Annotated in this window: 8 protein-coding genes; 2 read left to right on the forward strand and 6 right to left on the reverse strand. The window is 39.4% G+C overall.

Features of this window, described 5'->3' with window-relative positions:
* Positions 1-5 precede the first annotated feature (5 nt).
* The 3 genes from ABJL82_RS02230 to ABJL82_RS02240 all read right to left on the reverse strand — a co-directional run bounded on the left by ABJL82_RS02230 (position 6) and on the right by ABJL82_RS02240 (position 5,650).
* A complete protein-coding gene (locus ABJL82_RS02230) occupies positions 6-3,587 on the reverse strand; it encodes a PAS domain S-box protein (protein ID WP_347273060.1) in 3,582 nt (1,193 codons plus the stop codon).
* A gap of 353 nt (positions 3,588-3,940) precedes the next feature.
* Entirely contained in the window at positions 3,941-4,897 is a 957-nt protein-coding gene (locus ABJL82_RS02235; RefSeq protein WP_347273061.1) for an Mrp/NBP35 family ATP-binding protein, read from the reverse strand.
* 165 nt (positions 4,898-5,062) lie between these two features.
* Complete coding sequence (locus tag ABJL82_RS02240; RefSeq protein ID WP_347273062.1) at positions 5,063-5,650, reverse strand: 4Fe-4S dicluster domain-containing protein; 588 nt, start codon at positions 5,648-5,650, stop codon at positions 5,063-5,065.
* Positions 5,651-6,099: 449 nt separating this feature from the next.
* Here ABJL82_RS02240 and clpX point away from each other — a divergent pair, with 449 nt between their 5' ends.
* Positions 6,100-7,362 carry an ATP-dependent Clp protease ATP-binding subunit ClpX gene (gene clpX / locus ABJL82_RS02245; RefSeq protein WP_347273063.1) on the forward strand — a complete coding sequence of 421 codons (1,263 nt, stop codon included), beginning with the start codon at positions 6,100-6,102 and terminating at the stop codon, positions 7,360-7,362.
* A gap of 84 nt (positions 7,363-7,446) precedes the next feature.
* On the opposite strand, the gene ABJL82_RS02250 is transcribed toward clpX, so the two are convergent.
* Positions 7,447-10,287, reverse strand: a complete 2,841-nt coding sequence (locus tag ABJL82_RS02250; RefSeq protein WP_347273064.1) for a radical SAM protein — start codon at positions 10,285-10,287, stop codon at positions 7,447-7,449.
* Positions 10,288-10,671: 384 nt separating this feature from the next.
* On the opposite strand from ABJL82_RS02250, the gene ABJL82_RS02255 reads away from it, so the two are divergent.
* Positions 10,672-11,319 carry a transaldolase family protein gene (locus ABJL82_RS02255; RefSeq protein WP_347273065.1) on the forward strand — a complete coding sequence of 216 codons (648 nt, stop codon included), beginning with the start codon at positions 10,672-10,674 and terminating at the stop codon, positions 11,317-11,319.
* 123 nt (positions 11,320-11,442) lie between these two features.
* Here the strand turns inward: ABJL82_RS02255 and ABJL82_RS02260 are convergent, their stop codons facing one another.
* Positions 11,443-11,814, reverse strand: a complete 372-nt coding sequence (locus ABJL82_RS02260) for a DUF5615 family PIN-like protein (RefSeq protein ID WP_347273066.1) — start codon at positions 11,812-11,814, stop codon at positions 11,443-11,445.
* Positions 11,804-12,130: a DUF433 domain-containing protein gene (locus tag ABJL82_RS02265; RefSeq protein ID WP_347273067.1), complete on the reverse strand. Its 327-nt coding sequence runs from the start codon at positions 12,128-12,130 to the stop codon at positions 11,804-11,806. Before ABJL82_RS02265 ends, ABJL82_RS02260 begins: the two co-directional genes overlap by 11 nt.
* Between the last annotated feature and the right edge of the window lie 56 nt (positions 12,131-12,186).

Below are 12,186 nucleotides of genomic sequence, written 5' to 3' on the forward strand. Positions count from 1 at the left end.
AAACCTCAAACGGAAACGGTGCTGGATTTCTTATTGTTTACCGGCAGCCTGATGGTAAATATTGTACCCCTGTTTTGTATGCTTTTTACATCGATCGTGCCGTCATGATTGTCTAAAATGCGGTGTACGATGGAGAGCCCTAATCCGGTGCCCCTTGATTTTTTTGTGGTAAAAAAAGGCTCAAAGATCTTTTTAATTCTTTCCGGCGGTATGCCGATACCTGAATCAGAAATGATAATTTCTATTTTATCATCATTCGGGACTCTGGTTTTTTTCAGGCTAATGGAGATTTCACCTCCATTTGGCATGGCGTCTATGGAGTTTATCAATAAATTCCAGAATACCTTTTTTATCCAGATTCTATCCAAAAATATCTTTGGAAGGGCAGTGCTATAGTTCTTTTTAATCCTGATATTCCCGTTGAACTTGGCGTCTTTTTTCAAAAGAATTAATGTCTCCTCCACCATTTTTACAATGTCACTTTTTGTAAAATGGTATTCGGCGGGATGCGCAAAGGTAAGGAAATTGGAAATTATATTATTCAGCCACTCGGTCTCTTCAACAACCATATTGAACAGGTTTTTATCATCATCGCTAAGAACCAAATCTCTCTTCAGCATGCAGACGGAATTTGATATGGCTCCGAGCGGATTCCTTATTTCATGGGCAATGGAAGCCGCCAATTCGCCAATGGACGCCAGCCGCTCGGAACGGCGTATTTGTTCTTCAATTTTCTTTTTTTCAGTAATGTCTTGTATAATGCCTTCAACGCCGATCACACATCCGTTTTTATTTTTTATCGGATATATGTTTTGAGAAAACCAGAGTTCTTTGCCGTTCTTGCAATAAACCCTGTATTCCAGACCCTTAAATACCTTCGTTCTTCCGCTAATAATTTCTTTTGTTATATGCTTAACCGATGCAACATCATCCTTGTGGATTATTTTAAATGCTAAAGAAGGCGCATCATAAAACTCCTGGGGGAGGTATCCCGTTACATTTTTTAATGCATTGTTGAGGAACATAAACCTTCCGTTTTTATCAAGACGGAAGATGATGTCTTCTATATCTTCTACCAGATTTCTGTATTTTTCCTCAGAATATTTAATTCTATCAAATAGGCGTGTATTGTCAATTGCAATAGCTAGCTGCGGAACAATCTTATTAATAACATCCACGTGTGCTTCTGTAAAATTGTTTACCTTTTTGCTTCCAAAATTAAGACTTCCTATGATTTCTCCCTTGCAAATTAAAGGGACCGACAATCGGGATTTAATACCTTCCTTTGATAAAATAGGGTCTGTTGAAAACGGGCCTCTGGCAGTATCGTGAACGACAAAAAACTCACCGTCTTCCACCACCTTTCCTGCCAGTGTGCCCTGTTTGGAATACTGCACTCCCTCTTCCAATTCAGAAAAACGATAATCTTTCGAAACCGCGAAAGTCAAAAATTCAACCCTCTTTTCATCAAGCAATGCAATGCTTAAGCGGTCAAAATCAATTACTTTGTGAAGTTCTTCGCTGAGGGATTTATAAACCTCTCTGATATCCAGTCTTGAGGCTAATATTTTATTTATATTATTCAGGATATCTTTTTCCTGCTCAATCTTCTTCCACTCAGTCAGGTCTATAATAATACCTTCGTAGCCAATGATGTTGTTCCGCATATCCCTTCTCAGGCTGCCGGTCATCATACAGGGAATTTTGCTGCCGTCCTTTCTTTTTAACGCTATTTCGAAATCCTTTACATATCCGTTTTTGTTTATGGTTTCTTTTATTATTTTGCCTTCTGACGGTTTGTAAAATAAGTGATGAATCAGGTTGAGTTGTAAAATATCATTCTTTGTGTCATAACCAAACAATTCAATGCCGGCCTGATTAATATCTACAAACTGACAGTTTATATCACAGAAAAAAACGACGTCTTTGCTTGATTCGAACAAACGTTTATATTTTTCTTCAGAGATGATTAATTTTTGTGTTCTTTCTTCGATAATTTTTTCAAGGTGAACCGTATAATTATTGACCTCTTCTTCCAGTAACTTTTGTTCGGTAATATCCCTTATGATTATTACGTAACCTGTTGGTGTTCCGCTGAAAGAATTCCTCCTGGTGATGGTTGTATATCCGGTAAATGTTTTTCCATCTTTACGCACCAGTTTCATTTCATCTTTGTAGCTGCCGGTAAATAATGTGGATTTAAGTATTTTTTGAAGTTTCCCGGACAGTAGTTCTTCTCTCGTATATAACATTTTTATATTTGACTTGTTTATCATCTGTTCCGGCGCATATTGAAACATTCTTGCTGCGCCTTCGTTAAATTCCAGAATATTTCCGCAAAGATCACTTGCAATGATTGAATGTTCCGTAGAACTAACCAGAATGCTTTTTAAAAAATTTGTCGCCTCTTCCAGTGCTGTTGTTTTTCCCTGAACGGATGCTGACATGACATTAAACGCATCTCCCAGTTCCTGTATTTCATCCCGTGTGTTTATTTCCACGCGTTGTGAAAAATCTCCGGCAGACATTTTACGAGTGGCTTTTGTTAAGGTAAGAATGGGGTTGCCTATTTTTTGACCGGTTATAAAAGCAAATGCGATCCCCGATATCGCCATAATAATGCCTGCTACGGTTAAATAAGAAAGTATTTTTGATATGGGATTTTTAAGATCATTCATAACGAGAGATATTTTATCTGCATCAATTTCGACAATAATACCCCACTGTAGTTTGGGAACCCAATGCCATGCCCCCAGTACGGTTTCTCCGGCATTATTAACATAACCAATCATGTCATATCCATTAGCGCCGGCTAAACATGCTTTTACACTCCTGGTAAATTGGTTTGTTCCCGGTTCTGTCAGGAAGGTTTTTCGTGGCATTTCTTTGGCAAAATTTCCTGTAGTGTGGAGGAGTTTTTCAGGATCCGACCCGGCAATCAATTGCCCTTCCTTATTGATAATGTGTACCGCATAATTATCTCCGTGTGGTATTTCTAATATCTCTTTACTGAGGAAAGAGAGGTCTGATTTTAATACTACTATACCCAGAGTATGCCCATTTTCTTTTATTGGTATGTAGGCATATAATGTGTTAAAAATTGCCTGCCAGTTTTGTGTTTCAAGGGTATCAAATGTAGTTATAGGGGGTGTTTCTGAAAAACATATTCCACCTCCTCCTGCTTGGAGAAAACCCTTACTGCCGGCAATGTTTAACCCTATAATGCTACCGTCAGCTGACAAACAAATATTACCGTCAATGTCACTGACAATAAATTCATGTAAATTGTTTTCCGTGGATAGGAGAGAAACGAATCGGGTGATGGTAGTGTTATCTGCTTTTGCTAAACAAACAGCAGCAGCGATAAAAGGGTTTTTTGCGAGATGTTCCGCATCTCGCCGTATTTTTTTTAACCGGTCATTCAACTGAAAAGCTTTTTTAGAGGTAATCAGTTGTAAATTATTAATAATAGTTTCATGGATAGCTTTTCGTGCAGTGGGATAAGCGATAAGACGCATCACCAACAATGGAGTAAGGACAGCCAGCAGGAAGAAAAATATTAATTTTATTCTGATAGAACGAAACATAAGAGATCTCTTTTTTATTTTAAAATATTTGTTAATAGGCTGTTTTGCCGTATAGCGTATAGTGTAGGGGCGAAGCATTTGCTATAAATTGTCATAAATGCATTCATACCCAAACCGGCAAATGCTTCGCCCCTACTTTTTCAAAAAACTAGATTGTTACTCTGTTTTTTGGTAACACGTTAATACTGAGAGTCGGGTAAGAATCCCATCCTACGTTATCCTGGTTAAAATCAGCGGGAGGGTAACATTATTTGCGGCGGGCAGTTATTAGCGGAGTATGTTTGTGAGGAACACGCTTATTATTTGAATAATATGGGGAGAATCATTATAAACGACTAATCAGATAGCATTCCTTATTCAACAAAGTTAGGGTCTACAGGCACTTTACCCAAAAAAGGGACTTCCCTGTATTCTTTTATTTCCATGTTTTCTTCTGTTTGTTTCCTGACAAATATTTCACACTTTTTGCTTATCTCGCTAAAGGCCTTTGCTCCTTCCGAACCAGGAAAAGCAGTTACAAATGCCTCGCCATCATCACATTTCTTTGTGACTTCAGGATCCAACGGTATCTTGCCAAGAAATGTCAATCCTAATTCTTTGCAAATCTTTTCGCCGCCTCCCGTTTTAAACACTTCTATGTGCCCTTTGCAGTGGGGACATACTAAATCACTCATGTTCTCTACCACGCCAATGACCGGCACATTGCTGTCTCTCGAGAAATAAACCGATTTCTTTACATCAAGCAAAACTACGTCCTGGGGCGTCGTGACAATAACAGAACCATCCACCTTGCCAATAAGTTCAATGATTGAAATGGCCTCGTTGCCTGTGCCCGGCGGTAAATCAACCAGCAGATAATCCAGTTTTCCCCAACAGATACTTCCCATTAATTCACATAAAAAATCCCACTTTGCGGCGTCTCTCCATATTATGGGAAGCGCGGGATCTTCGATGAGAAAGGAAAGAGAGGCAATCTTTAAATTTGGTAGCACTTCTAACGGCAGTATGCCTTCTTCTGTCCCCTTAAGTCTTTGTCCCTCTACTCCCAACATCATGGGTATATTTGGCCCATGTATATCCGCGTCGGCAACGCCTACCTTGTATCCCTTCAAAGCCAATGTCACACCAAGATTTGTTGTTACGGTGCTTTTCCCCACGCCGCCTTTATTACTCATTACAACGATTTTGTAGGTAATATCCTTCATGCGTTGGGCTATTGCCCACTTATTGTGTTCTATATGGTCTAATTGGCAGGAAGACTGTTTATCGCAAAGCTCACAAGTAAACGGAATCTTACAGTCAGACATCATTACCCCTTTCATAAGTTTATTTTAATCGCTGACGCCAAAAATGGCACAACGTATTTGTTGGTATGAGATGAAAAAATTACCTGTTCCAATAAAGAAAAATACCGTATCTTTCTCCGCATTTTTCTAACGTGTTAATGGTTAATGTTATGATATTTTTTGCGGACATTAACCCTGTGGAAGCGTCTTGATTGCACACGTACTATTTATCGTATTGCATACGTATTCGCAAATACCACAACCGACACATTTTTCTTCGTTAATTACCGGTTTGCCGTCTTCCTGATACAAGGCCTCATTCTGTAAAGGACACTTTATATAACAAAGTTGACAATCCTGATCATCCCATGCAAAGCATTGTGACTTATTAATACGTGCAATCCCCATTTTTATCTTAGTAACAGTATCGAGAGGCTTTAATGCGCCGTCTTTGCACGCCTCAATACATAATAACCCATTACATAATACGCACGGGCTTTCCTTTGGTTTTATAACGGGAGTGCCAATGGCTACATCCATAAACCCTTCGTATCTTTTGATGGCCTTTGCGGGACAAACCTTTATGCACTCATCACAACGGGTGCATAATGAGAGAAATTCCGTTTCTTCTCCTGCTCCGGGAGGACGCAAATAATCCCCTTTTGGCATTATTCGGTCGATTTTTTTGCTTGTATAATCTGCGGCTTTGTTGCCAACATAATAAAATAAGTCTTTAAAGAACTGTCGCCTGTCAACGATTTTATCAGAGTCGCTCATTTCGAGTCCCGCAGTAATCAAAAATAAGGAGAAATCTTAGTTAACAATAAATCCTAGAATAAATCTACTTCAATTAAAATATCTTGTCAAGGTCAAATCCTTGTCGTATCTGATGCCAAAAAAAGAGGCATAATAAACATTTTTTGGCCATAAACCCCCTCTATTACGATTATTATACATGCTGAAAATACATAATTTTTTTGATACTTTTCGCTGTACCTTTTTTGTCAATGTCGCCATACGCTGTAATTTTTATCACTAATTATCCGTACAATATAATATTTTATTAATCTCTCTCCTCCCCCTCAGCTGTTAAAATAAATTTGCATCTTTTTTGATTGTTTGTTAGATTGTCCACTTATAGAATTATCCGATATAAACTACTTTGATTGCAGCTTAGTTGCGCTATGTAGCATATATACTTTTTTGTTTTATGGAGAAGCTTTAAAGTGGCAAAAAAAACCGCTGATAATAAAATGATCTGTTCCTTTTGTGGCAGGAATCGTGAAGCCATAGAGCGGCTGATACAGGGAAATGCAAGCAGTTTTATTTGTAATGAATGTGTTGATACCTGCTATATGTTGCTTAAGAAAGAGCATGTTTCTGTCGCCGGTGTTAAGCCAGCGGGCAAAATTCTTACCCCAATGGAAATAAATGATAAATTAAACGAGTACGTTATAGGACAAGAAAAGGCAAAAAGAACACTTGCCGTTGCTGTTTATAATCATTATAAACGATTGCTAACAAGCGCCAGGGGCAAGGATGATGAGGTTGAAATAGAGAAAAGCAATATCCTGTTAATTGGCCCTACCGGTTCCGGCAAGACTCTTTTAGCCCGCACACTAGCGAAACTGCTAAACGTTCCTTTTGCTATTGCAGATGCAACAACCCTAACAGAAGCAGGATACGTTGGAGAAGACGTAGAAAATATTTTGCTTGGTTTGTTAAGAAATGCGGATTTTGATGTAAAGCGCGCACAGCAAGGAATTATTTACATAGACGAAATAGATAAAATCGCAAGAAAGAATGCAAGTAGTTCTATTACCCGGGATGTTTCAGGTGAAGGGGTACAGCAGGCATTATTAAAGATTTTGGAGGGTGTGGTATCGAATGTCCCTCCCCAGGGAGGAAGAAAACATCCGGAGCAAAAATATATACAGATAGACACAAAAAACATCCTCTTTATTTGCGGCGGAACTTTTAGCGGCGTTAATGAGATTATTAAGAGGAGGATTGGCAAGGCGAGCATCGGATTTGACACAAAAAAACGTATTCATGAGACCTCTGATAATGATACGTCCCTGGGCACTCTTCTGAATAAGGTTGAAGTAGAAGACCTGATTGAATACGGCATGATTGTGGAGTTTATGGGGAGATTGCCGGTAATTGTATCATTATTGCCGCTTACGGAGCAGGATATGATAAGGGTAATGACTGAGCCGAAGAATGCATTGGTAAAGCAATACCAAAAATTCTTTGAAATGGAAAATGCTAAATTGGAATTTACTGATGAGGCACTGGCAGCAATTAGTAAAATAGCGCTGAAAAAAGAAACGGGCGCAAGGGCATTACGTTCTGTATTTGAAAGTTTTATGTTAGATCCTATGTATCATTTGCCTGACTGTAAAAATGGTTCAACCTTTTTAGTTACCCCTGACGTTGTGAATGGCAAGATACCTTTGATTGCACAGGAATTAAAGAAAACGGCGTGACAATTTTCCCGCCCCGATATATAAGAACAACTGAACATCCCCCTCTGTGTGGTTACAAACATAGTACCTTAAAACCCAAGGTAATTATTTTTCATTAGGCGGCATTTTATCCGCATCTATACTGCAAACAAGACACTGATTTTCTTTCGCTGATTTCCCTGCAAAAGTGTCTTCATGTATAAAACCGTTGCATACCACGCATTTCTTGTTTTCTATCGGATCAATTTTTCTACGGTAATATCCTAACGCTTCAATCTTTGTACGAATGATTTCCCTCCTTCTTTCAAACCCATAGCATGCCACAAGAAACGATCTGAAATCAAAGCGTTGTGTTACGAGCATGATAAGCGGTAATCCGTTTTTATGTCCCGCTGCGGATGCGTCAATTCTGGCATAAATGACAGACGCCTTTTTTTTACTCTTTTCATCTACTTTAAATATGACGCCGCCTCCTCTTTTCAATAAGGTATGTTTTACATAGGTTTCATGAAGGTATTTCCCCAATGTTTGTTCAATAAGGGATTCCGAAATATCCGGTGGAAATTGCATTTTGTAAAGTATGAATTTTACGTCTGATTTGTCGATTGGTTCCGGTATGAGTTCATGGATGCTGAAGCCGGAACAATATTTTTGTATACCGGCAATTTTTCCGGCGAGCGTTTCCCGTTGTAATGTTTCTTTAGTGATGGCATTTGAAAGGAAAGAAAGGTGATAGATATTTATGCCATAAGCAAAATCTACCGCCGGTTTTCCATCCATAAATTCACCTATATACTCTGACAAGGCATAATAATAAGGGGTAATGTGGGGCAGCGCCATCATAAGAGAACGCGCAATAGCTACCCCGATAAAACGTTTCGGGATTAAACGCAGGGGAGGGTCGATTTCGGCAATAACCCGCAGTGTAATCTGATTTTTTTTGCCGTCTGCAACATGTTTAATATCTTCCCGCAAAAAGGGGGGGGAAATGGTGTGTTGAGTCAGGCTTTTTTTATGAGTTGCCGTTGGACATGCGCCGCAGCCAGTACAATTTACTTCAATGCCCTCCCTGCCTAAACAGTAATCCTGTTCGGTAAAATTTATGGAACGTTCGTATTCTTTCCATAAAAAATGTTTAGTAATACCTGTGTCAATTTCATCCCAGGGGAGTATCCGGTCTTCGCTCTTTTTTTGAAAAAAGTCATTTTCTGAAAGACCTGACTCCTCTAAATATATTTTCCAGTTCTTTTTCACTTGCTTGGGAACCGTATTGTAATAAATAAAATCATCGGCAATCGATGAACGGATAAGGGCGGGGGTTAATCTACGATCGCCCATTGCCAGGAGCTGCATCAGCCAGGTATCTTCATGGGAGGCGCTTTCACGAAATTCCATAGCGTTGGCTTTGCATATATTTTCTATTGCAATAAATATCTTTTTATTTTCATCAAGCGCTGTCTTGCAAATATCGAATTGGAGTGGAGTGTGTGGCGGATAGTATAAACGCGTCAGGCTGAAAATAACCCTTGTTTTGCAATGAGAGAGGTTTTTTAAATCGGCGAGGCTTTCCACAAATCTGCTGAATTCCTCAATATCTTCTTTGTTTTCAAGTCCTGTGTAAATCAAAAAAATCTTGAGTTCCCGCATACCATTTTCGAATAAATATTCACAGGCAGTATATATTTGGTCTTCGGTGAGATTCTTGTGCAGGTAACGGCGCAATCGCTCACTGATGCCTTCCATGCCACAGCTTACCGTCGTCTTGCCAATGATTCTTTGTACCTCCGCGAGGAATTTATCCGTAGAGAGGAGGTCGAAGCGCTGGCTTTTCAGATTTACATTGGTGATTTCCCGGTAAAACGACAGGATCATGGGATAGAGTTCCGTGTGGGTATTAAAGTTAAAACTCATGAGATTTATGGTGTCCAGTCCCTGAAGCGCCTTTGCCTTTTTAATACTTTCTGATAATTTTGCCAGCGATCTTTCCCTATAAGGTTTCCGCTCCCAGCTTTCCGCACAGAACGAGCAAAAACATGGGCATCCATTGCTGATTTGTATACTGCCGCTGCCCAAATTTTCAGGGTCATACCATATCGGCCCTGATTCCAGCGTCCGTGTTTGATCAAGGTCATATACTATTGCACTCTTTACCGGACAGGATACGTAAGGCGCCTTCGGGGCAATTTCTGATAATTCCTGTACCGATAGATTGTTTTGAACAATTGTTTTATAGCGGTGTTCATATTTATCGGGTTCATAAAACCCGTCTACTTTGCCGTGGCATTCCTTTAATATCCTTGCCTTTGTCCAGCCAAGAGACTTTCCTTGTTTTACTATTTCAAGGAATTGTTTTACAGCGTACTCTCCTTCGCCCATAAACACAGCATCCACAAGTCCGTAATGGTTTTTACCGCCCTGTTCATTCACTGTTCCGTGCAGTATTTGGGTAACAGCAGCATTAGCGCCTCCCAGCACAATCAGAGGAATAGTATTTTGATCAATGCGCTCGCTTTTATAAAGGGGTATGCCTGAAAAGAGCAATAATTGGGGCAAATTAAGCATTTCCAGCACAAAGGAGTTGCTTATGCCAATGACGTCAAAAGCACAAGGCGGCTCCTTTGTGGTGGTTCCCACCCAAAGTGGAATTTTTGCATCGATCATTATTTTCAGGTCTTTTGGAGGCGGAAGAAAGGCAAAGTCGGTAAAGACCCCTTCGGTTTCCTGTGCTATTTGCGCTATCAATGCGTGGGAGATAGAAGCAGACACATCGCGGTATGTTGACAGGCGGCATATAAGAAATCGTACTTCAGATTCAGAAAACAGGGCTGGAGACATAGTATTAGGCTCCCCGCCTTTTAACCAAAGACCTGCAATAGAAAGAGAGTAATACTTCTCTTCATACCACTGACGGATTTCAGAAGAAGATTTTAGACAATCTGCTGGCATTGTACAAAACATAGTGGGCAATGAAAGAAATTAAAAAATTATGTGATTATTTACACAACAGTGTATAAAAGGTATGATATGGCATTGTATCTGATAGGCAGTGATTTTACAATGATTTGAATTGTAACGTGAATAATCCATGATTCAACCCCCCTTCGTAACTTAGCAGTAATTTCTTTGCATTTTTTGGCAAAATATTTAATGGTCTTTTCGGCAGTCGGCAAATTGTAGATTGCAGATTGAGGATTGAGGATTGAGGATTGAGGATTGAGGATTGAGGATTGAGGATTGAGGATTGAGGATTGAGGATTGAGGATTGTTCTCGTGCTTGTTTGGTTCTGGCTCTGCAAGCCTTGGGTTACCAGTTTTTAATATACATCATCTATGTCAATATTTATAGATACCGCCACTCCGGAAGAAGCAAAAATAGCAAAGGATTTCGGATGGGTTAAAGGAATTACGACAAATCCCTTGCTCCTTGCTGGAGCAGGCAGGAAGGCTGAATCCGTATTAGCACAACTTGCGGAACTCAATATGGGAAAGCTGTTTTATCAGCTTATTTCGTCTAATAGTAAAGACATGCATAAGGAAGCCCGTATGGCAAAAGAGATTGCAGGCGACCAGCTTGTACTGAAAATCCCTCCGGTTGCCGCCGGGTTTCAGGCAGTTTATTCTCTTTCAAAAGAAATACCCTGTTGTGTAACTGCACTATACAGCGTATCACAGGCATTAGTGGCAAGAGAGGCAGGCGCACAATACATTGCGGTGTATGTTAACCGCGCAACAAAGTTGATAGGAAACGGGCTTGCGCTTCTGAATGCAATGTCAAAGATACTTCACGGTAGCACCACGGAAATTCTGGCGGCAAGCATAAAATCTTCTGAAGAAGTAAGCAGTTCGCTCCTCTATGGCGCCGACCATTTGACCTTGCCTTTTAATCTCTTATCAACATTGTGCATCCATGAACATTCGGAAGAAGCGGTGCGTCAGTTCAATTCAGGGGGAACAGGGATTCAGATTGAGGTAAAATGAATAAGAGATAAGAAGCTTTCTGAAATTATTGAAAGGATTGAAACGGATTTGTCATTCAAAAGATTTGACACATTTGCTCTTTTTTAGTCGTCATTCAGTTGGCTAAATAGTTACAATACAGGACTAATCTGGCAGTTCTCTAATCCTTAATTTCCCCGGTGTAATAACAGTAAACTTGTTGTATAAAGAATTTCCATACTTAACAAGAGTGGTATGCAATGAGTTGAAAATAGTTTCAACTTCTCCTGCTTCTCCTGCTTTATACCGTAAGTAAATAATTCCTGTACACTTTTCACAATGAGCAAAGACCCATGTTCCAAAATCCTTATCCTCTGTTAAAAGTAACGCCTCTCTGTTTTTTGCAATTTCTAACACTTCTTTATCCGATGCGCCCTGAAAATCTTTTAGAACACTAATCACCTCAAAACCTTTAGTCCTTAAATTTTTTATTAACCGAAAATCAACATCTTCATCGGCAAGAATTTTAAGTGGCAATTAATTCCTCCAGTTCAATTACGTCTGCGGAATATGAAAGCGCAGCTAAGATATCCTCTTTTGTGAGATGAGGATATACCTCTAACAATTCTTCTACGGTCATACCTTCCGATAGCTTTCGCAGAACATGTTCAACGGTTATTCGCGTCCCTTTAATGATAGGTTTACCAAGCATTATTGCCGGATCTGTCATTATTTTCCCTTTATAAATCATTGCTGCCTCCCCGATAAATAAAATACCTACAATACCGTTACAATTTAACCATTCATAAATATAACCAATTACGTTGACATTAATCAAGCATTCAACTAACATTTTTCGTTAAATAAGGCTTTACACAATGATTTAACAATTACTTTTTTCAAAAAACC

The sequence above is a fragment of the Candidatus Kuenenia sp. genome (assembly GCF_039794105.1).
In the GTDB taxonomy this organism is placed as follows: Bacteria; Planctomycetota; Brocadiia; order Brocadiales; family Brocadiaceae; genus Kuenenia.

Bases quoted from the DNA above. Each gene is read 5' to 3' on its own strand.
- ABJL82_RS02255 (WP_347273065.1), top strand. From the start codon at position 10,672: ATGTCAATATTTATAGATACCGCCACTCCGGAAGAAGCAAAAATAGCA.
- ABJL82_RS02250 (WP_347273064.1), bottom strand. From the start codon at position 10,287: ATGCCAGCAGATTGTCTAAAATCTTCTTCTGAAATCCGTCAGTGGTAT.
- ABJL82_RS02240 (WP_347273062.1), bottom strand. From the start codon at position 5,650: ATGAGCGACTCTGATAAAATCGTTGACAGGCGACAGTTCTTTAAAGAC.
- ABJL82_RS02230 (WP_347273060.1), bottom strand. From the start codon at position 3,587: ATGTTTCGTTCTATCAGAATAAAATTAATATTTTTCTTCCTGCTGGCT.
- ABJL82_RS02265 (WP_347273067.1), bottom strand. From the start codon at position 12,130: ATGTTAGTTGAATGCTTGATTAATGTCAACGTAATTGGTTATATTTAT.
- ABJL82_RS02235 (WP_347273061.1), bottom strand. From the start codon at position 4,897: ATGATGTCTGACTGTAAGATTCCGTTTACTTGTGAGCTTTGCGATAAA.